General features: G+C 69.3%; 18 protein-coding genes and 1 pseudogene. 13 read left to right on the top strand and 6 right to left on the bottom strand.

The genetic code is table 11. From position 1 onward, the window contains the following. The 3 genes from HUV01_RS02665 to HUV01_RS02655 all read left to right on the top strand — a co-directional run. Positions 1-635, top strand: a 635-nt coding sequence (locus HUV01_RS02665; RefSeq protein WP_174296775.1) for an MFS transporter, incomplete at its 5' end; no start/stop codon positions are given. A gap of 130 nt (positions 636-765) precedes the next feature. Continuing rightward, positions 766-1380: a VOC family protein gene (locus HUV01_RS02660; RefSeq protein ID WP_217430883.1), complete on the top strand. Its 615-nt coding sequence runs from the start codon at positions 766-768 to the stop codon at positions 1378-1380. Between the two features lie 96 nt (positions 1381-1476). After that, on the top strand, positions 1477-2127 hold the full coding sequence (locus HUV01_RS02655; RefSeq protein ID WP_174296774.1) for a glutathione S-transferase family protein: 651 nt from the start codon (positions 1477-1479) through the stop codon (positions 2125-2127). A gap of 69 nt (positions 2128-2196) precedes the next feature. Here the strand turns inward: HUV01_RS02655 and HUV01_RS02650 are convergent, their stop codons facing one another. Beyond that, positions 2197-3834, bottom strand: coding sequence for an FAD-dependent monooxygenase (locus HUV01_RS02650; RefSeq protein ID WP_174296773.1), 1638 nt, complete (start codon positions 3832-3834; stop codon positions 2197-2199). Between the two features lie 145 nt (positions 3835-3979). Further along, complete coding sequence (locus HUV01_RS02645) at positions 3980-4963, bottom strand: LysR substrate-binding domain-containing protein (RefSeq protein WP_254606329.1); 984 nt, start codon at positions 4961-4963, stop codon at positions 3980-3982. Positions 4964-5173: 210 nt separating this feature from the next. Here HUV01_RS02645 and HUV01_RS02640 point away from each other — a divergent pair, with 210 nt between their 5' ends. From HUV01_RS02640 to HUV01_RS02630, 3 genes are all read left to right on the top strand, one after another. Then, complete coding sequence (locus tag HUV01_RS02640; protein ID WP_174296772.1) at positions 5174-6181, top strand: amidohydrolase family protein; 1008 nt, start codon at positions 5174-5176, stop codon at positions 6179-6181. Positions 6182-6264: 83 nt separating this feature from the next. Continuing rightward, positions 6265-7116: a fumarylacetoacetate hydrolase family protein gene (locus HUV01_RS02635; protein WP_174296771.1), complete on the top strand. Its 852-nt coding sequence runs from the start codon at positions 6265-6267 to the stop codon at positions 7114-7116. 11 nt (positions 7117-7127) lie between these two features. Further along, entirely contained in the window at positions 7128-8099 is a 972-nt protein-coding gene (locus tag HUV01_RS02630; protein ID WP_174296770.1) for a VOC family protein, read from the top strand. 14 nt (positions 8100-8113) lie between these two features. On the opposite strand, the gene HUV01_RS02625 is transcribed toward HUV01_RS02630, so the two are convergent. Beyond that, positions 8114-8383 carry a hypothetical protein gene (locus tag HUV01_RS02625; protein ID WP_174296769.1) on the bottom strand — a complete coding sequence of 90 codons (270 nt, stop codon included), beginning with the start codon at positions 8381-8383 and terminating at the stop codon, positions 8114-8116. 35 nt (positions 8384-8418) lie between these two features. Between HUV01_RS02625 and HUV01_RS15415 the strand changes: the two are divergent. The 5 genes and pseudogenes from HUV01_RS15415 to HUV01_RS02600 form a co-directional block, all read left to right on the top strand. Continuing rightward, positions 8419-9171: pseudogene (locus HUV01_RS15415) on the top strand (SUMF1/EgtB/PvdO family nonheme iron enzyme); the annotation flags it as partial. 10 nt (positions 9172-9181) lie between these two features. Then, entirely contained in the window at positions 9182-9595 is a 414-nt protein-coding gene (locus HUV01_RS02615) for a formylglycine-generating enzyme family protein (RefSeq protein ID WP_174296768.1), read from the top strand. A 278-nt stretch (positions 9596-9873) separates the two neighbouring features. Then, positions 9874-10626, top strand: coding sequence for a c-type cytochrome (locus HUV01_RS02610; protein ID WP_174296767.1), 753 nt, complete (start codon positions 9874-9876; stop codon positions 10624-10626). Beyond that, positions 10626-11561: a peptidylprolyl isomerase gene (locus HUV01_RS02605; RefSeq protein WP_174296766.1), complete on the top strand. Its 936-nt coding sequence runs from the start codon at positions 10626-10628 to the stop codon at positions 11559-11561. The genes HUV01_RS02610 and HUV01_RS02605 overlap by 1 nt, the downstream gene beginning before the upstream one ends. A 7-nt stretch (positions 11562-11568) precedes the next feature. Continuing rightward, a complete protein-coding gene (locus HUV01_RS02600) occupies positions 11569-12771 on the top strand; it encodes a HupE/UreJ family protein (protein ID WP_174296765.1) in 1203 nt (400 codons plus the stop codon). Between the two features lie 166 nt (positions 12772-12937). Here the strand turns inward: HUV01_RS02600 and HUV01_RS02595 are convergent, their stop codons facing one another. Beyond that, entirely contained in the window at positions 12938-14308 is a 1371-nt protein-coding gene (locus HUV01_RS02595) for a helix-turn-helix domain-containing protein (protein ID WP_174296764.1), read from the bottom strand. A gap of 149 nt (positions 14309-14457) precedes the next feature. Next, complete coding sequence (locus HUV01_RS02590; RefSeq protein ID WP_217430882.1) at positions 14458-15951, bottom strand: aldehyde dehydrogenase family protein; 1494 nt, start codon at positions 15949-15951, stop codon at positions 14458-14460. A 114-nt stretch (positions 15952-16065) separates the two neighbouring features. Between HUV01_RS02590 and HUV01_RS02585 the strand changes: the two genes are divergently transcribed. After that, a complete protein-coding gene (locus HUV01_RS02585) occupies positions 16066-17193 on the top strand; it encodes an iron-containing alcohol dehydrogenase (RefSeq protein WP_217430881.1) in 1128 nt (375 codons plus the stop codon). 55 nt (positions 17194-17248) lie between these two features. On the opposite strand, the gene HUV01_RS02580 is transcribed toward HUV01_RS02585, so the two are convergent. Continuing rightward, positions 17249-18664, bottom strand: coding sequence for an MFS transporter (locus HUV01_RS02580; protein ID WP_217430880.1), 1416 nt, complete (start codon positions 18662-18664; stop codon positions 17249-17251). 367 nt (positions 18665-19031) lie between these two features. Between HUV01_RS02580 and hisD the strand changes: the two genes are divergently transcribed. Next, positions 19032-20191, top strand: a 1160-nt coding sequence (gene hisD / locus HUV01_RS02575) for a histidinol dehydrogenase (protein ID WP_174296761.1), incomplete at its 3' end; no start/stop codon positions are given.

The following is a 20191-nucleotide window of genomic DNA, read 5'->3' as shown; positions in this document are numbered from 1 at the left end:
CGGTCGCCGCGCTCGCCAGCCACCGCAACCTGCCGCTCAGCATGGCGGGGCAGTTGTGCGCGATGTGCGGCATCTTCGTGCTGTCGGCCTTCACTCCCGCGTATCTCAGCGGGTATCTGCATCTTGGCGACCGGGCGACGGCCGGCGTCACCTCCGCCATCGGCTTTGGCGGCTTTCTTGGACAATGGGGGCTACCGGCCGCGTCGGACCGGTTCGGCCGGCGCGCCATGGCGATGACCGGCTTCGCGGTCAGCAGCGCCTTCCTGCTGCTGTTCATCCGCCTCGATGCGGCAAGCGGCCTGCCGGCGCTGTTCGCGACGCTGTTCGTCGCCGCGGGCTTCTCGTTCGGGCTGCTCAGCCTCATCAGCGGGCCGATCGCATCCGAAGCCGCTCCGCCCGGCCTCGTCGCGAGCGTGATCGGCGTCGTGGCGGCGGTGGCGGAGATCTTCGGCGGCGGCGCCGCGCCCTCGATCGGTGGCTATATCGCCCAGCATTACGGCATCCAGCACGTCCTGTCGCTGGCGCTGGCCGGTCTTGCCGCCGGCATCGTCGTGAGCCTGTTCTTCGTCGAGACCGCGCCGCGGCTGGCCCGGAACGGCAGGGGGGAGTCGGCGCTGGACGCCACTATCGCTTGACGGCCTCGCCCCGGTGATCGATCAGCAGCCGGTATCGATCTGCGCGAAGCGGCATCTCGCGACCGCTCCGCTTTGATGATCTAGCGGGCCAACGGCTCCCGGGAGCGGGAGCGCCTCACAGGAGAAGATGATGGCGACCGCCCTGCAATCCGCCCAGCAATCCCCCCCGCCCGCCACCGCCGACGCGATCGTGTCGCCCGCGCGCCTCGCCCACGTCGTCCTGCGGACGTCGCGGTTCGAGGAGATGCTGCCGTGGTACAAGCTAGTGCTGAACGCGACCGCCGCGTTCGAGTCCGAGCATATCGCCTTTCTCGCCTATGACGACGAGCATCATCGCGTCGCGCTGATCCACATCCCCGGCCTCTCCCCGCCGCCCAAGGGCGTCACCGGCGTCCACCATTTCGCCTTTACCTACGACTCGATGAGCGACCTGCTGCACAATTACGCCAAGCTGCGCGATCGTGGCATCGTGCCGGCGTGGGGCGTCAACCACGGTCCCACCACCTCCTTCTATTACGCCGATCCGGAGGGCAACTACATCGAGGCGCAGGTCGACAATTGCGACACGGTCGAGGAGGCGGGCGAGTTCTTCTTCACCGAGAACTTCAGGCAGAACGCCATCGGCGTCGATGTCGACCCCGAAGACCTGTACCGGCGCATGATGGCGGGCGAGGACGAGGCGTCGCTGAAAGCCTATCATCCGATCGGTTTCCGGGCGGTGGAGGACTCTCCGCTGGAGGGTTAGCCCAAGCCCGGGGCGGCGAACCGGCGATACTCAGATGCGGCGGGCGATCCGCCGGCCGCATCGTCGCACCTTGACGACAGACACGACAGGACCCGCATGACCCAGCCCAGCCTGACGCTCCACCATTTCCCGGGCGCCTGTTCGCGCGTCACCGTATGCGCGCTGGAGATGGCGAAGCTCGACTATTCGCTCGAACTCGTCGACCTGCCGAACAACGCCCAGAACGGCGCCGGGTATCTGGCGATCTCTCCGCTCGGCAAGGTTCCGCTGCTGATCGCCGATGGCATGCCGATGGCGGAGAACGCCGCTCTGCTGACCTATATCGCCATGCTGCGGCCCGACAGCGGCGTCTTTCCGCGCGATCCGTCGCCCTGGGCGCTGGCCGAGACGATCGGCGGCCTCTCGTTCTGCGCGGGCACGGTCCATTCGCAGATCCGCGGCCTTGCGAACCCGGCACGGCTGACGGTCGGCGATGTCGAGCCGGTGCGCGAGATGGCGCGAAGCCTCGTGGAGAAATCGTTCGCCTATGCCGAACGTCGACTGGCGGAGCGCGGCTGGTGGACGGGCGGGGTGACGATCGTCGACGTGTACGTCGACTGGACGTTCTCGGTCGCGCGCAAGCACGGCTTCGACATCGCGCCCTATCCGACCGTGGCGTCGCTTCCCGAGCGGTTGCACGACGCGCTGCCGGCCTATGCGCGGATGCTTGCCGAGGAAGCCGCCTCGTTCCGGACGCTCGGTCTCTGACAGGCCGGTCGACGCGATGGTCGACCGGCCTGTCCGACGCCGATCGCCGCGAGGGCGACCGGCGTCGCGTCAGGCCATCTGGGTCTCGGCGACGGCGGCCTGCCGATGCCCGCTCACGATATCCAGCAAGCCGTCCTGCCATCGATCGCCACGCCAGGCCACGAACTGGTCGGGACGCACCAACGTCATCCGTGCGGGATACAGCGTGCCGGCTTCCGCGTCGGTCAACGATACCGTCACCAGCGGCACGTCTCCGCGTTGCGCGATCGCGCGATCGACATCCGCCGGGTCCGCCTCGGGCCGGCAGAGCAGGGCGAAGCCGGTCCCGAACGCATCGTACAGCGAGCTGCCGTCCGCCCGCCACCGGTGCGGGGCAAGACAGCCGGGACGGCTGTCCGGCGTGTAGCTGCTGCTGTCGGCTGGTGTCTCGGATGTCGCACCACCGTCGCCGACGATCACCGGCGACGAGCCGTAGCATCCGCCCAGCACCGTCCCCAGCGTGTGGAACTCGCGCGTCTTGGCCTCCAGTATCTGTTCGCCGGCCGCCGCCCGCAACCGGTCGCCTTCCGGCCCGGCCTCATCGATCCCGTCGCGCCAGAGGTCGTTGGACAGGACGGAATGGTTGGCGGACGCCTCGGCCATCACCGCCTCGTGGGTCTGCCGACGCTCCGCCTCGTAGCTGTCGAGCAGGGCCGCGCCGCCCCAGCCGCACAGGACCGCGGCCAGCTTCCAGCCAAGGTCGACGCCGTCGGCCAGTCCCATGTTCATGCCATAGCCGCCGAACGGCGGGTGCAGGTGGCAGGCATCGCCGATCAGGAACATGCGACCGTCGCGGTAGCGATCCGCGATCAGGCTGCTCGCGACCCACTCGTCGCTGCTCAGGATCTCGTAGGGCAGGTCGAGGCCGGTCGCCTTGCGGATCATATCCGCGGCGGCGTCCTTCGTGATCGTGGCTCCCTCGGGCAGCCGGGTCGGCATGAAGAACCATATGTCGCCCTGGTCCATCGGCCCGATCAGGCCCGGCATGGCCGGATTGAGCTGCCAGTACATCGAGGCCGGGCCGTGGCCGTGAGCCTCCGCGAGCCCCGGCGCGCGGAACACGATGTTGTAGTTGCGCGACAGGCCATAGGTGCCCGACATGCCAGAGCCGATCGTCTCGCGCACGCCGCTGCGCGCGCCGTCGCCGCCGACCAGATAGCGCGCGGTCAGGGACTCCGTCCCGTCGGCACCGACGCCCTTCAGCGTCACGGTCACGCTGTCCTCGTCCTGCACCGCCCCTGCGAACTCGGTGCTGAACTGCAGCCGCACGGACGGCAGCGTCTCGGCATGTTCGCGCAGCACCTGTTCCAGCTTGTACTGCGGTATCCACTGGCCATGCTCGGGATAGCGTTCGTCGCGCGCGGGCGCGCAGTTGGACGCGTTCTCGATCATCGCCACCAACGGCCCGCTCAGTTGCGTGACGAACGCGACGTTGGTGGGATAGTCGACGCCGAACGGCGACGCGGCGGCCAGCTTCCCGGCGATGCCCCACCGGCGCAGGTGGGTTCGGGTGCGGACATTCGTGGTCTTCGCGCGGGGCGCGTATCCGACGCGGTCGTTGCGTTCGACCACGACGCAGTCCACGCCCTGCATGCCAAGCTCGATCGCAAGTGCAAGTCCGCTCGGACCCGCACCGATGATCGCGACGGACGTATCGTAGGTAGTCATCGCCGCTCCCGATGCTCGTATCCGGCCTTTCGCCGCCGGACCTGAGCCAATCCTCAGTATCTCCGAAGGGTTACGCAGTCGTCCCCGTGCCAGCACGATGGCAAAATCGAAACGGTGACACCGGATCGGTTATCGTTTGCGAGGCCTAGCCGCGCTCCGCGTCGCGGCGATGCACGTAGTTGAGCGCGGCCCGGCGCATCAGATCGCAGAAAACCTCCGCGAGCGGCGTCAACGGCATGTCGCGGCGCCGGACGATGCAGATCGCCACGCCGGGCAAGGGCTTCTCCAGCGGCAGCGGGGCGACGAGGTTCGACAGCAGCGGGAAGTCGAGCCACTGTTCGGGCAGGATGGTGAGGAGGTCGGAACTGAGGACCACGAGCAGCGTGACCATCGCCGAGCGCGCCTGAAGCGCCACTCTGGGCGGCGCGTGTCCCTGTTCCTTGAACAGCAGGTCGAAATCCACGTCCGTGTTGCTGCCCGACAGGAGGGGGCGCACCCATTCGGCCTCCGTCAGGTCGCTCAGCTGGCGGGCGCCGGCCAGCGGATGGTCCTTGCGGGCCAGGACCAGCCTGCGATTGTCGAACAGCTTCTCCACCGCGAACTGCTGCGACACGGCGGCCACGTCGATCGGCCCGACGTAGAAGTCCACCGCGCCCGAGAGGATTTCCGGCTCGATGGCCTGGAAGAAGCTTTCCGAGATCTTGAGGACGGCGTCGGGGAAACGCTTGCGGAACGCCTTGACGGCCGACGGCATCAGGCTGAGGCTCGACGCGGTCGAGAGCGAGACGGAGATCTCTCCGGTGTTGCGGCCCTTTAGCTGTTCCACTTCCTCGCGTGCGCGGCGCAGCTCCGACTGGACCGCGCTTGCGCGCCGGACGAAAGCCGTGCCGATCTCCGTGAGCCGGACACCCCGGGCATGACGCTCGAACAGCGTCGCGCCCAGTTCCTGCTCCACCTCGCGGATGCTGCGCGTGATCGCGGGCTGGGCCACGCCGATGCGGCGGCCCGCCGCACGCAGGCTGCCGTGTTCCGCCACCGCGAGCACGTCGCGCAGGTGGCTCAGTTTCACGGTGCCGCTCTCCCCTCGCCATGTCCCAAGGCCGGCGAAGGTGTAGGGCAGCGCCGCCACCCGGACAACCGCGCTGTCGGCGGCACTGCTCCGCCGGCGGTATCACACGTCACAAAATATTATCTACGGTTTGCCGGGGCGCTTGGGTATGGCCACGGCCGACGCCGCCGAGAGTTCGACTGTCGCGTCCGGAGCTTTCGAGGCGATGGACGCGGCGGACCGTTCGCGCGCGACCGTCATCGTCCCTGCCCGCCGTGGAGCCCAGACAGCATGCGATTGATCGCGACCGAGGAGGGATATGCTCCGATCGAGTATATCGACGAATATCTCAACCTCACCCGGCACATCGACACCGCGCCGTCGCGGTACCTGGCGATCTATTACCGCCAGACGGAGCCGGTGCGTCAGCTGACGGATCTCGACTCGCGGTTGCCCGAGATGGATGCGTTCGGCGTCGACGTCCACCTGCTCGGCATCGCCGCGCCGGGCGTGCAGGCGTTCGACGCGACGCTCGGAACGGAACTGGCCGCTCTCGCCAACGAGACGCTGGTGAAGGCGATCGCGCGGCACCCGACCCGTTTCGCCGGCCTGACCGCGATCGCGCCGCAGGACCCCGCCGCCGCGGCGCGCGAGGTGACGCGCGGCATGCGGGAACTCGGGCTCAACGGCATCATCCTCAACTCGCACACGCACGGCGAGTATCTCGACGACGAGAAGTTCTGGCCGATCCTCGAAGCCGCCGTCGCGTGCGACGCGCCGCTGTACATCCACCCCACTTTCCCGTCCGATGCGATGATCGCGCCGTATCAGGACTATGGGATGATGGGCGCGCTCTGGGGTTTCGGCGCCGATGCGTCGGTCCATGTGGTGCGGATGATCATGGGCGGCGTCTTCGACGCGTTCCCGACGCTCAAGGTCGTGCTCGGGCACCTTGGCGAGGGGCTGGCTTTCTGGCTGGACCGGCTCGACAACCGGTACGAGAACATCGTGAGGCGCGGCGGGCTGGGACCGCTGGGGATGAAGCGGCTGGAGCGTCGGCCAAGCGAGTATTTCCGAACCAATTTCTACATGACGACCAGCGGGATGAACACCAATCCGCCGCTGAAGTTCTGCCTCGACATGTTCGGCCCGGACCGGATCATGTTCGCGATCGACTATCCCTACGAGCGGACGGACGAAGCGGTGCCGTTCATCCGCGAGGCGCCGCTGGACGAGGCGGCAAGGCGCAAGATCACGCATGAGAACGCCGAGGCGCTGTTCCGTATCCCGCCGGTCTGATATGCGCCGATCCGGCCGACCTGTCGCTTCGGCAGGGCGACGATGACGACGAAACGGCCACAAGGCAGCAAGAGGACGACCCAGTGAAGCTAGTGAGATTTCGGCGGGACGGCGTGGCCCATGTGGGCGCGGTCAAGGGTGACGGCATCGTGGCGCTCGACCCGATCGGTTTCACGTCGATGCTGGAGGTGATCGAGGGCGGCAAGCCGGCGCTGGAGCGCATCGCCGGCCATCTGGACACCGCCGCGCCCGACCTCGCGCTTGCGGACGCGGACCTGCTCGCACCCATCGAGCGGCCGGGCAAGTATCTGGCGATCGGCATGAACTATGCCAAGCATCTGGAGGAAGCCGACAAGCTCGGCGTGGCGCGGGCCAAGCACCAGACCTGGTTCAACAAGCAGACGACCTGCATCGCCGGTCCCTATGACGACATCGAGCCCGGCGTGACCGAGAAGCTCGATTACGAGGTCGAGCTGGCGGCGGTGATCGGGAGCGCCGCCAAGCACGTCGGCGAGGCGGACGCGAAGGACCATGTGTTCGGCTACACCGTCGCCAACGACGTGTCGGCGCGCGACTGGCAGTTCCACACGCCCACCTTCACGATGGGCAAGTCGTTCGACACGCACGGACCGATCGGTCCCTGGATCGTCACCGCGGACGAGGTTTCCGATCCGCACGCGCTGACGCTGCGCGCCTATGTCAACGGCGAGCTGAGGCAGTCCAGCGACACCTCGCAGATGATAAACGACCTGTGGGCACAGATCGCCTATCTGTCGACCGCCTTCACGCTGGAGGCCGGCGATCTGATCGCGACCGGCACGCCCGAGGGGGTCGGCGTCGGCATGGACCCGCCGGTATTCCTGCAGCCGGGCGATGTGGTACGGTGCGAGATCGACGGGATCGGTGCGATCGAGAATCGCGTCGCTGTGCGATAGGAGAGACTGACATGGCTGTTCTTGGCCCGTTGTCGTTCACGCTGGAAGTGCCCGACCTGGACGTGGGAGTGGGGTTCTACACCGACGCGGGGCTTGTCGCCGACGTGCAGGGCGATATCGCCCGGCTGCGCTGCGAGGGGCAGGACCGCGACTCGATCATCCTGATCGGCGGCGCGCCCAGGAAGCGGCTGCACCACATCTCGTTGCGCGCCGACGACCTGGACGGCATGGCGACGACCGTGTCGGGCGCCGGCGGCAAGGTCGTCGCCGCGCCGTCGGGGTTCGAGGACAACGGGCTGTGGGTGGAGGATCCCCATGGCATGCTGATCCACCTCTCCGAGCGTCCCGCCGACCCCGAGCTTCTCGCGGCAGAGACGGCGTTCGAGGTGAACGCACCGGGCCGCGTCACCCGCAAGCGCCGTTCCGCGATGCTGCCGCAAAGCGCCTACGCTCCTGCCAAGCCGTTGCGCATCGGCCATATCCTGGTATTCAGCCCGGACGTTCCGGCAAGCGTCCAGTTCGTCATCGACGGGCTCGGCATGGGTCTGGCCGATCGCGCGCAGGACATCATCGCCTTCACCTGCGCGCGCCGCGACAGCGACCATCACGTCGTCGCCTTCGCCAAGTCGCCCGGCGTCGGGTTCCACCATTGCAGCTTTCAGGTCAACGATCCCGACGAGGTGGGCCGGGGCGGACGGGCGTTGCTCGCGAGGAGCAAGCGTGGCGACTGGGGTTTCGGCCGGCACACGATCGGATCGAACTTCTTCCACTACATCCAGGATCCATGGGGCTCGTGGTTCGAATATTATTCGGACATGGACCATATCGACGATCACTCGCTGTGGACGCCGACCAACTACGGGATGGAGGATAGCCTTGCGAGTTGGGGACCCGACGTGCCGCACGACTTCGTCCACAACTACGAGGTCGACGGCACCGGTTTCGCCGAGGAGGCCGTGCGCGAGGTGATGGCGGCGATCTGATGCCCGAGCGGCGGCTACATCTGATTGAGCATGGCCTCGTTCGGACGGCCGCCATGTTTGGCGATGCTGTCGGCTTCCTTCTTCAGGTCCTTGCCCCAATCGCGCGTCTGCTTGGCCTGGCCGCGCAACGCATCGGCCTTGTTGTCCAGGACATCCGCGCGGTTGTCGATCGCATCGGCGGCGTTGTCATGCATGGCGGCGATGTTCGCACCGGCGTCGCTGCTCGAATGATTGCAACCCGCGAGCGCCATGGTCGCCAACGCCCCGGCCGTGGCCATCGTCATCCGGATCCTCATCACTCACCTCGCGTCATGGACAGATGTCGAAAACGCGGACACCGTTTCGGGTTCCCTCCGATCGCCGGCAGCATGGACGGTCTCGGGCAAACGGACGGTTCGGGCCGATCGATCGGGGCGGGTGCATGACGAACGGGATCGCGCGCCGCATCGCCCACATCCTTGTCGGCGGGGCGGCGGCGTTCGCGGCCGTAACATCGGCCGCCGGTCCGGAGGATAACCTCGACGACTGGCTGACGGCGCGGCACGAGCGTTTCGGGGTTCTCAGCGCCCAGAACCGCGACCAGCCCGCGCAGATCGTGGCGATCAAGGCGAAGACCGCGGCGATGGTCGCCGGCTATCACCGGCCGGCGATAGCCGACGACAGTCCCGTGATCTGGCGCGCAAGCGACGCGCCCGTAGTGATTCTGGACGATCCGGTCGCGCCGCGCATGGTGGTGGTTCCGGCGGGCGAGTTCACGATGGGTGTCGGTGAGGGTAGGCCAGGGCAGTCGCGCCGGGTACGGATCGGTGCGCCCATCGCGATCAGCATGTTCCCGATCGTCTATGGCGAGTTCGCGCAGTTCGCCCTCGCCTCCGGCTACCGCCCGCGCGGTGCCTGCGTCACGTTCGAGGACGGCAGCTTCGCCGCGCGACCGGGCCGCGACTGGCGGAATCCTGGGTTCACGGAGACGCCGCGCATGCCCGCGACGTGCATCAGCTTCGACGACGCGACCGCTTATGCCGGATGGTTGAGCAGGAAGACCGGCCATCGCTATCGGCTGCTGTCGGAGGCTGAGTACGAATATGCGGATCGCGCCGGGACCACCACCACTTACTGGTGGGGGGGGCGACCTGGCGGCGGCCTGCGCCTATGCCAATGGTTTCGATCAGGATGCGAAGCCTTTTGCGGGATCGGCCACTCCGATCGCGTGCCGCGACAAGAGCGCCGCCACCGCGGCGGTCGGCACCTACAAGCCCAATGCCTTCGGGCTGTTCGACACGGCGGGCAACGTGGCCTCCTGGACGGCGGATTGCTGGAACGCCAGCATCGCGCGCGTGCCGGCCGACGGTACGGCCCGGACCGATGGCGATTGTCGCCGGCACGTCATGCGTGGCGGTTCCTGGGCCGATACCAGCCTTGCCGCCGCGGACCGCGCCGGGGTGCCGGCCGGCCGCGCGACCGTCGGCCAGGGCTTTCGCCTGGCGCGCGTTCTCTGACCGCATCCCGGCAGGTCGCCGTCGCCAGCCCCCGCTCTCGCGCGGGCGGCGATCACCGACCCGGTGAACGTCCTGTCGGTTTCGCGGCTGGCCGTGCCGCCGATGGTCGTCACACCTGGGGTGCCGGGATGGCCGATAGGCGTTACATCCGATCTGTAACGGTACGGCTACCGTAGAACGGTTGATTCCACCGGGACCTCGGCCGCATCGCGTGGTCGCGGCGACGGCGTCGTGAAGCGCGGGCTCGGCTCGGGCCTGCCGCGAGGATAGGGACGTTGATGACCTGGTGGCGCCCGGGATGGAGTGTCGTGGCGGCGCCGGTCGTGCTCGTCGCACTCGTGGCGGTCGTCAGGACCGCGCACGCGAGGGACGCGCGCGACGCGTTGATGCGCGCCGATCCCGAGACGATCTTGGCCACGCCCGCTCTGGCGCGCACCGCGCTGGCTCTCGGCCATCAGGGCTTCGTCCAGCATTGCGCATCATGCCACGGTACCGGCGGCCCCGATCAGGCGCGCGGCATGCCCGATCTTACCGACGGCGATTACCTGTACGGCACCGGCAAGGTGGCGGAGATCGAGCAGATCGTGCTCCACGGGATCCGCTCGGGCGATCCGCGCGGGTGGCAGCTGGCGGCGATGCCCGCCTATTCGCACGCCAAACCCTATGCGGCCGAGCCGATCCCGCCGATGACGCCGGCGCAGATCGGCGACATGATCCAGTTCCTGCAGTTCAGGCACGGTACCGCCACCGACGCCGCCGCGGCGGCGCGGGGCGCGAAGGTCTATGCGGGCAGCGGCGGCTGCTACGACTGCCACGGCAACGACGCGGCCGGCGACGAGGCGATCGGGGCGCCAAACCTGCTCGACGACGTCTGGCTGTACGGCGGCTCCCCGGCGACGCTCGCGCGCACGTTCCGCGAGGGACGCGCGGGGGTCAGCCCCGCCTATGCCCACGCCCTGTCCCCGGCCGAGGCGCGCGCGATCGCGGTCTATGTCGCCGACCTCGCGCGGCACGGCAGGCACGACGGCTGATGGTCGACGGCGTGACGACGCTCGACGCGCCGGTTCCGGACACCGCGCCCGCGCCGGAGCGATGGTCGCTGGCGCGGCCCAGCGCGCGCCGGTCGCTGATCCTGTGCGTGATCGGCGCGCTGATCGGCCTCGCGGTCGCCGGGCTGGGGCTGTTCACCGCCAAGGGCACGCGCACCTTCGCCGTGCCGGCCGAGGACGTGGCGCTGGTCAACCAGGTGCCGATCCTGATGAGCGACTACCTTGGCCAGTTGCGCGCCCTGTACGACGTGTCGCTGCGCGAGGCGACGCCGGCGCAGAAGCGCAAGACGCTGGACGACATGATAACGGAGGAACTGAAGGTCCAGCGCGGGGTGGAGCTGGGGATGCAGTCCGACACGATCGAGGTGCGCCAGGCGCTGGTCGGCGCGGTCGAGGCGCAGACCGCGGCCGATGCGGTGATGGCGCAGCCGACCGAGGCCGAGCTGAGCGGCTATTACGACGCGAACCGTGCCGCGTTCGAGAGCGAGGGCGTCATGCGGCTCGCCGATCACGTCCTTCACGCCGATGCCACGCCGCGGGAGATCGACGCCGCGGTCGCCGCGCTGCGCGGGGCCGGGCGCGATCCGCTCGCCGCCGATCGGATCGCGCCGCGCTCCCGGCTGATGGGGGAAGGCGAGGAGTTCTACTTCGCCGCCCGGCTGCACTTGGGCGATCGACTGTTCGCGGTCGCCCGCACCCTCAGGCCCGGCGAGGTTTCGCCGCCCGTCCGCCTGCCTGACGGCGTTCACCTGATGGTGATGCAGGAGAACGTCGTACCCGTCGCCGCCCCGTTCGCGGCGGCGCGCGACAAGGTGCTCGCAAGCTACATAGACGCGCAGAGCAAGACGCTCACCGCCGCCAACGACCGTTTCCTGCGCAAGCGTGCCGACATCCAGATCGCCGACGACTATCGATGAGGCGCGCATGAGCCGCCTTGCCACGCTATTGCTCCTGCTGGTCGGCGCGCTCGCCTGGGCCACGCCGGCCGCCGCCCATACCCGCAGCGAGTCGCACAGCGCCTGGACGATCGACGGCCCGGTGGTGCACCTCAACTTCAGCGTCGCCGACCTCGAGGCCAGGCGGATTATGCCGGACGGCGGCCGGCCGGGTGACGCGGCGCTGATCGCGTATCTTGCGCCCAGGCTCGGGGTCACGGCGGCGGGGACGGCGTGCAGGCTGGCGGCGCCCCCGCGCCTGCTGGCGGCGGCGCCCGGCTTCCGCCGCGCCGAGTTCCAGTACGCCTGCCCCTCCGCCGACTCGCTGCGCCTGATCGACCGTGCCTTCTTCGAGCTGGTCTCGACGCACGTCAATTTCGCGCAGGTGCAGCGCCCGGACGGCGATTTCGCGGAGCAGATCATCTCCGCCGACGACCAGGGACTGGACGTGGGCAATGCCGGCGGCAACGGGCTGGAGAGTGCCGGCATCCTGCGCTTCGTCGAGATGGGGATCATGCACATCTTCACCGGCGTCGACCACCAGTCGTTCCTGCTCGGGCTGGTGCTGATCTCGCGGCGGCTGCGCGACCTCGTCTTCGTCGTCACCGGGTTCACCATCGGCCACAGCCTGACGCTCGCGCTGGCGGTGACGGGCATCATCCGCCCGCACGCCGAGTTCATCGACGCGCTGGTCGCGCTGACGATCGCGCTGATCGGGGCGGAGAACGTATCGGTCGCCTCGGGTCGGCCGGTCACGGTCGCGCTCTGGGCCGGCGGCTGCCTGATGGCGATGGCGGCGCTGCGGATGCTGGGCATCGGCCTGTTGCCGCCGCTGCTGCTGATCGGATCGGCGATCTTCTCGGCCAACTACATCATGGTTTCGGGCCACCTGCGCGATGCCGGTCGGGTACGGCTGGTGGTGACGCTCGTCTTCGGGCTGATCCACGGCTTCGGCTTCGCCGCCGACCTGCTGGAAAGCAGGCTGCCGCCGCAGAAGCTCGCCGAGATACTGGTCGGCTTCAACGTGGGGGTGGAGATCGGCCAGCTGACGATCGTCCTGCTGCTGACCGGCATCGTCGTCCTGCTCGCGCGCGCGCGGCTGACGCTGCCGCGCCCGATCGTGGCCGACGTGTGCGCGGCCGGGCTGGTCGCGGTGGGGACCTATTGGTTCATCGGCCGCAGCTTCGCATGACGGTGACGAGCGGCACGGACCGGCGGGCGATGTGCCGGGCGCCGTCGCGGCCATCTCGTCCGCTGCGGCGCAGGACAGGGTCCGGTCTCGCCACGCCTGTCGTCGATCCTGTCCAAGGGCGGTGTTCACTGGACGAGGGGCCTGCATGACGGGCGCCCGGTTCGCGTCAGCCTTGCGTGCCGTTGCCGCGTGACGGCGACCGCCCGGTTCCGACCGGGACGGGGCTTTCATGGAACTCGTCGGGAAAACGCTGCGTCGGCTTGCCGGACCAGTCGACCTCCCGGCGCGGCGACAGCACGATCAGCCTCGCGCTCAATCCGACGTTGCGCAGGCTCTCCACCGACACCAGCGCGTCGAACGCCGTACCCGGCACGAGCGACCGGGTGGCGGCGGCAAGTCCGTCCGGCCGGGTGGCATAGTCCGCCGCCTGCATCAGCGCGGCGTCGCGCGTGCCCGCGATGACCGTGATCCAGTTGCCGGTGACGCCGGGGAAGCAGGAGATCAGCGCATATTCCCGGCTCGGGTTCTGGTCGTTGCGGTCCAGATGCGTTCCAGCCATGTAGCTGCGACTGGTCCGCCGATCGACGATCTCGTCGTAGGATCCGCCGATGGCGAAGCGCGATCCACTGAAGACCGGGTCGCGCAGCGTGCCCAGGCCGCTGAGATAGCCAAGATAGACCATGTTCACGAGCTTCAGCTGCTCGGGGGAAAGCTGGGAGACCGGGACGACAAGGTTGCCGATCGGCTCGTAGCCGTCGCTGCGCACCACCGGGGTCACGACCCGCAACGCGTTGCCGACCCCCACCGGCAGATAGTTCAGGCCGAGATCGACATCGACGCCGGATCGTTCGGGATGGGTCGCGATCAGCCCGTCCAGGTTCTGCGCGGAGTTGATGTCGAACCGGCGGACGAGCTGGGTCACGTCGCCGTCGGCGTCGCGCTCGCCGAAGATGTAGTAATCGCCGACGACCAGCGATATCCGGCTGCCGTTGGCGATCGCGGGCGCCCAGGCCGCGCTCGCCCGAACGGTCCGGAGCCCGGCATCCGGACGCCGGGCCAGCCACCATGTGCCGCAAGCGACCAGAACGAGCAGCGCGACGGCTCCGATCGCCGCCAGCGCATAGGCGCGTCCACCCGACGTCGGCGCGGGATCGGGCGAGGCGTCGTCGACCGGCGCCGGCCCGTCGGCGGCGGCATGCGCCGCCAGCGGCTCCAGCAGCAGCCGGTACCCGCCCTTGGGCATCGCCAGCCGCTCCGCCTCGCCGGCGCCAGGCCCGGCATAGAACTCGTCGAGCTTGCGGCGCAGGCGGTGGATATGGACGCGCACGGAGGAGTCCTGATCCGCGTTCACGCCGCTCCGGCCGAACACCTGGTCGGCGATCTCCAGCTCCTTGGGCGTCCGCCCCTCGACCGAGCAGTCCAGCAGGAACTGGAGCAGCCGGTCCAGCCCCTGCGACCGGCCGAGCCCCTCGCCCGTGCGCACCACGTCGACCTGCGCGCGCAGGCGGTCCTGCAGATTATCGTCCGGCGGGCTCACGCCTGCCGCCGCGGTCGTCGCGTCCTCCCGGTCATGGAGCGACCATAGCGCATCCGGCACCGGAGCAAAGCGGGTCCGTGCCGGGCGGGTCCATGATGGGCGGGTCCGTGCTGGCCGGGTCCGTGTCGGGCGAATGCGCCACCCGCTCCTCAGAACGGATAGCGCGAGGGACCGTCGGTCATCGTCGTCAGCCGGATTTCGGTGAAGTCCTCGACCGCGTAATGGCCCGAGCGACCCCAGCCTGAGTCCTTCGTGCCGCCGACCGGCAGCGCCGCCTCGCTCGCCATGGTCGGAGCGTTGATGTGGACGATGCCGGCATCGAGCCGCTGCGCCATCGCGAACGCCCGTGCCTGGTCACGCGTCATGATCGACGCGCTGAGCCCATAGGGCGTGGCTTGCGCGTCGGCGAGCGCCTGCTCGGCGTCGTCGAACGCCTCCACCACCAGCAGCGGCCCGAACGTCTCGTCGCAGCCGGTGGTGCAGATCGCGTCGGGGGGCACATGGGCGAGCACCGTTGGCGCGTGAACCAGCCCTTGCGACGTGCCGCCGGTGACGAGCGTCGCGCCGCGATCCAGCGCGTCCCTGATCCGGGCGGCGGTCTGGTCGAGCGCGCGCTGGTTGATGAGCGGGCCGATGATGACGCTGGGATCGGCCGGGTCGCCCTGTTTCAGCGCGCCGACACGCGCGCCGAGCTGCTCCACGAACTCGTCGTGGATCGCGCGGTCGACATAGATCTTGCGCGTGTTCATGCACACCTGTCCCTGGTGTAGGAACGCGCCGAACGTCGCCGCGCGCACCGCATGGTCGACGTCGGCGTCCGCCAGCACGATCATCGGGTTGAAGCCGCCCAGCTCCAGCACCATCCGCTTCAGCGCGCGGCCGGCGCGCTCGCCCAGCATCCGCGCGGTCTTGTCCGATCCGGTGAAGTTGATGCACCGCACCGCCCGGCTCTCGAAGAACACGTCGGCGATCTCCGCCGCCGCGCCCGGCGCGTGGGTGACGACGTTGAAGCTGCCGGCGGGGAAGCCCGCCTCCTCCAGTATCTCGGCGTGGATCAGCCCGGCGCTCATCGGCGCCTCCTCCGACGGCTTGATGACGGTCGTGTTGCCGAACGCCATCGGCAGCAGGAACGCGCGCCAGGCGAGATAGAAGGCCCCGTTCCACGGCGTGAAGCCGGCGACGACGCCCAGCGGCTTGCGCGTCACCAGCGCGACCCGGCCCGGCGCGTCCGACCGCAGCACGTCGCCATAGGGCATGTAGCCATAGCTCGCCGCCTGGCGCAGCATCGCCGCCGACAGCCGGATCTGGAAGGCGGCGAACACCTTGCTCGACCCGTTCTCCGCCGCCATCGTCGCGACGATGTCGTCCAGCCGCCGTTCCGTGATGTCGGCGGCCTTCAGGAACAGGCGCTGCCGCTCGGCGGGCGGCATCGCGGACCAGGCGGGAAAGGCCGCGGCGGCGGCGGCGACCGCCGCCTCGGCCTCCGCGCGCCCGCCCGCCGCGATCTGCGCGACCAGTTCGCCATTATATGGGTTGTAGTCCGGGAAGGTGGGACCGCCTTCCGACCACCGGCCGTCGATGAAGTGGGTCGTCCGGCGCGCGGCCGACTGGGCCGCCGACTGGATGGGGGTCATCTCGTTCATCACGCTCTCCGATCGCCCGGCCGACGCTTCGACCGCGCGCTGGACACCATCGGACCAGCTTACTAACTGCCGGCCCGGCCGCTCACAAGGCGGCGGTGCGTTGGGGAAATGAAGATGGGTTCCGCCTTGTCGCTGCCAAGACTGGTGTTCGGGGCCGGGTCGCTGGCCGGACTGCCGGCGGAGCTGGCGCTGCTGGGCGTGACGCGGCCGCTGCTGCTGACCGATCGCGGGCTGGAGCGGGCGGGGCTGGTCGCCATGGCGCAGGCGGTCCTGCCGGACGCCGCGACCTTCCTCGACGTGCCCGAGAACCCGACCGCCGCCGGGGCCGACGCCGCGCTTGCCGCCTATCGCGCGGGCGGGTGCGACGGCGTGGTGGCGATGGGCGGCGGCTCGGTGCTCGACACCGGCAAGATCGTCGCGGCACTGGCGGCGGGCGACCTGCCCGACGCCGCGGCGCTGATCGGCCATCCCGAGCTGATCCGCGCGGTCGCGCCGCTCGTTGCGATACCGACCACGGTCGGGACGGGCAGCGAGAGTTCGCCGGTCGCGGCGCTGCACCTCGTCGCCGGCGGCCCAGGCTTCGGCACGCGCCATCCGCTGCTGGTGCCGCGCGTGGCGGTATGCGACCCGGACCTGACGCGGACCCTGCCACGCCGGCTGATCGCCGCGACCGCGATCGATGCGCTGTCGCATTGCATCGAGGGGTTCTTCGCGGAGCCCGTTAACCCGGTCGTCGACGCGCTGGCGCTGGACGGAGCGGCGCGCGTCGTGGCGGACGTCCGGGCCGCGCTCGCGCCGGAGGGGGAGAGGGCTCGCGCGTCGCTGATGGCGGCGGCGTTCGCGGGAGGCGCCGCGATCCACAAGGGGCTGGGTCCGGCGCACGCCATCGCCTTTGTCTGCGGCGATCAGGACGTCCATCACGGCATCCTGATCGGCGTGGCGCTGCCGCACACCACGCGGATGGTGGCGCGTCACGTACCGGGGAAGGCGGCGAAGCTCGCCGCTGCGATCGGGTTCGGCAGCAGTGCCGACTCCGATGCAGGCCCCGGTGCGGGCCTGGCCGATGCGCTCGCCGCGCTGGTCGCGTCGCTCGGCCTGCCCGCGACGTTGACCGAGGCCGGTTATCGCCTGACCGCGCCCGACGCGTCCGTGGAGGCGATGGTCCGCAGCCACTTCAACCGGACCAGTCCCTACGCACCCAACGCAGCCGAATACGGTCGCTTGGTGGAAGCGATTACCTAGGCCGGACGCGCCCGGCGGCGACGCCCGAAGCCTGACGCGGGCCGTCGTGGAACGTTCAGGCGGTGCCCGCGACGGGATCGAGCGGCACCTTGACCGCATCCTGGGCGATCGAGAACTCACCGACCCGGAAACTGCCGAACTGCCGTCGACAGGCGACCGTCAGCATGATGCACGCGACGCCACCGACCACCAGCAGCGCGGCGGGCGCGAACGGCAGCTTGCTCATCGAGACCTGGAGCCCGAGCAGCAGGCCGCCGACCAGCGGCGCCGCCAGCGCGCCGAGCCGGCCCGCTGCCTGGGTTCCGCCGGTACCCACCGACCGGATGGCCGTCGGATAGAGAAGGCCGAGCAGCGCGGTCAGCCCGATCTGGATACCCGTGACGCAGAAACCGGCCCCGGCGATCACGAGCGCGTGCGCCGTCGGCGACAGCGAGGTGATCGCCATGCCGGCCACCAGCGGCGCCCCGACGAGGAACATGCCGACCAGCGGCACCACGCCAAGCCGATCGATGGCGATCACCAGCACGACTCCCGCGCCCAACCCGCCAAGCGAGAACAGCGACGCGGTGGCGCCGGCCGACGACGTACTGGCGCCGCCCGCCTGGAGCAGGGTCGGCAGCCAGGTCAGCGAGAAGAAGTTTGCCATCTGGTTGGATGCCTGGCAGATCCACAGCATCGGCGTCACGAGAACCAGTGCGCCGGCGAACAGCGGACGCATCGATCCTTTCGCCGCCGGCCTTGCGGACGGCGCGGCGAAGCGGCTGCCCTCCGCGATCGCCAGTTCGGGCCGCAGCCGGCGCGCTAGGCGCATCGCATCCCTGTCGCGCCCGCCGCGCTCGACCAGATACTTGATGCTCTCCGGCATCACCAGCGCGACCGCGACCGCGACCAGCAGCTGTATCAGGCTTCCGACCACCAATATGGCCTGCCAGCCATGGATCGGCACGAGCCGGCTGGCGACCAGCCCCGGCGTGGCGATGCCCAGCGGCACGCCAAGGCTGACGATGACGAGCGTCTTGCCGCGGATGCGCCTAGGCGTCAGCTCCGCGATCAGCGCGGCGACGTTGGGGAACACGCCGCCCACCATCAGCCCGACGAAGAACCGCAGGACGACGAGGTCGCCGGTATGGCGCACGCGCGTAATGATGAGGTCGAGGACCGCGATCATGGTCAGGCCCGCGACGATCATCGGCTTGCGGCCGTACCGGTCGCCCAGCAGGCCCAGGAGCGGACCGCCGATCATCATGCCGACGATGCCGGCGGAAAAGGCCGGGACGAGCGCGGTCGGCTTGAGATGCCACTGTTTAAGCAGTTCGGGCGCGATGTAGCCGAGCGAGGCCAGGTCATAGCCATCGCTGGCCATCGCCAGCGCGGAAAGGACGATGAAGACGATCGAGACCAGGCGGAGCCGCTGCCCGTCGACGAACTCGTTCAATTCGAAAACGGATGCCCCACCCATGTCGTCTCCCATCACCCGTGTCGTATACGCCAGGGCTTGTGCCGTCCGCTTCGGCCGACCATCGCGCCGCGACGCCGCCGCCCGTGGCTCGCCTGCATCTTACTGGCCGTGCTCGCGAGCGCAAGCCACGTCACCGCGGCGATGACGGCAGGTGCCATCGGCTCGCGGGAAACGCATCCGGCCGCCATGGCCGGTTCCCGATAGGCAGTTCCCGCGCCCCGTTCGCGCCGACGGCGCGATCCGATCAGTGATATGGGACCGGCATCATAGGTTCGACTTGATTATCTCCCCGCTCCGCTCCGGTCGACCTAGAGGCCGTCGATGCGTTCGAAACGGGCGCGCGTCTGCGAAGCGCATTCCGGTTGATGGGAGACTAGCGATGGCCCGGTATCTGAAGCGCGGCACGACCGCGGAAGTGCGCGCGACGAACGACCGCCAGGTCCGCGACACGGTGGAAGGCATCCTCGCCGATATAGAGACGCGCGGCGATGCGGCCGTGCGCGAACTGTCCATCCGCTTCGACAAGTGGGACCGCGACAGCTACCGGCTGACCCCCGACGAGATCCAGGGCTGCATCGACCAGCTGTCCGGCCAGGACCTGAAGGATATCGAGTTCGCGCAGACCCAGGTGCGCAACTTCGCCCAGATCCAGCGCGACAGCATGAAGGATGTCGAGGTCGAGACGCTGCCGGGCGTCGTGCTCGGCCACAGGAACATTCCGCTCAACGCGGCGGGTTGCTACGTCCCCGGCGGCAAGTATCCGCTGCTGGCTTCGGCGCACATGAGCGTCATCACGGCCAAGGTGGCAGGCGTGCCGCGCGTCGTCACCTGCGCGCCGCCGTTCGGCGGCAAGCCCGCGCCCGCTATCGTCGCGGCGCAGGCGATGGCCGGCGCGGACGAGATATATTGCCTCGGCGGCATCCAGGCGGTGGCGGCGATGGGCGTCGGCACCCAGTCGATCGCGCCGGTCGACATACTGGTCGGCCCCGGCAACGCGTTCGTCGCGGAGGCCAAGCGCCAGCTGTTCGGGCGTGTCGGCATCGACCTGTTCGCGGGACCGACCGAGACGCTGGTGATCGCGGACGAGATCGGCGCCGACGGCGAGCTGTGCGCGACCGATCTGCTCGGTCAGGCGGAGCATGGTCCGGACAGCCCGGCGATCTTCCTGACCACGTCGGAGAAGCTGGCGCGCGAGACGATGGCCGAGATCGACCGCATCCTGAAGATCCTGCCGACCGCCGACTATGCGCACCGTGCCTGGGAAGCGTTCGGCGAGGTGATCGTCGCCGAGGACGACGCCGAGATGGTGCGCATCGCCGACGATATCGCCTCCGAGCACGTCCAGGTGATGACGCGCGACCCGGATTACTTCCTCAACAACATGACGAATTACGGCGCACTGTTCCTGGGCGCGCGCACCAACGTCGCCTATGGCGACAAGACGATCGGCACCAACCACACGCTGCCGACGCGCAAGGCGGCGCGCTATACCGGCGGGCTGTGGGTCGGCAAGTTCCTCAAGACCTGCACCTACCAGCG

The sequence above is a fragment of the Sphingomonas bacterium genome (genome assembly GCF_903643035.1).
Lineage (GTDB): Bacteria > Pseudomonadota > Alphaproteobacteria > Sphingomonadales > Sphingomonadaceae > Sphingomonas.
Note: the sequence above shows the minus strand (reverse complement) of the source record. Positions and strands in the feature narration are given on the sequence as shown.

Coding starts and splice junctions, on each gene's coding strand:
- HUV01_RS02660 (WP_217430883.1), top strand. CDS start 766: ATGGCGACCGCCCTGCAATCCGCCCAGCAATCCCCCCCGCCCGCCACC.
- HUV01_RS02655 (WP_174296774.1), top strand. CDS start 1,477: ATGACCCAGCCCAGCCTGACGCTCCACCATTTCCCGGGCGCCTGTTCG.
- HUV01_RS02650 (WP_174296773.1), bottom strand. CDS start 3,834: ATGACTACCTACGATACGTCCGTCGCGATCATCGGTGCGGGTCCGAGC.
- HUV01_RS02640 (WP_174296772.1), top strand. CDS start 5,174: ATGCGATTGATCGCGACCGAGGAGGGATATGCTCCGATCGAGTATATC.
- HUV01_RS02630 (WP_174296770.1), top strand. CDS start 7,128: ATGGCTGTTCTTGGCCCGTTGTCGTTCACGCTGGAAGTGCCCGACCTG.
- HUV01_RS02625 (WP_174296769.1), bottom strand. CDS start 8,383: ATGACGATGGCCACGGCCGGGGCGTTGGCGACCATGGCGCTCGCGGGT.
- HUV01_RS02615 (WP_174296768.1), top strand. CDS start 9,182: ATGCGGATCGCGCCGGGACCACCACCACTTACTGGTGGGGGGGGCGAC.
- HUV01_RS02610 (WP_174296767.1), top strand. CDS start 9,874: ATGACCTGGTGGCGCCCGGGATGGAGTGTCGTGGCGGCGCCGGTCGTG.
- HUV01_RS02605 (WP_174296766.1), top strand. CDS start 10,626: ATGGTCGACGGCGTGACGACGCTCGACGCGCCGGTTCCGGACACCGCG.
- HUV01_RS02600 (WP_174296765.1), top strand. CDS start 11,569: ATGAGCCGCCTTGCCACGCTATTGCTCCTGCTGGTCGGCGCGCTCGCC.
- HUV01_RS02590 (WP_217430882.1), bottom strand. CDS start 15,951: ATGAACGAGATGACCCCCATCCAGTCGGCGGCCCAGTCGGCCGCGCGC.
- HUV01_RS02585 (WP_217430881.1), top strand. CDS start 16,066: ATGGGTTCCGCCTTGTCGCTGCCAAGACTGGTGTTCGGGGCCGGGTCG.
- HUV01_RS02580 (WP_217430880.1), bottom strand. CDS start 18,664: ATGGGAGACGACATGGGTGGGGCATCCGTTTTCGAATTGAACGAGTTC.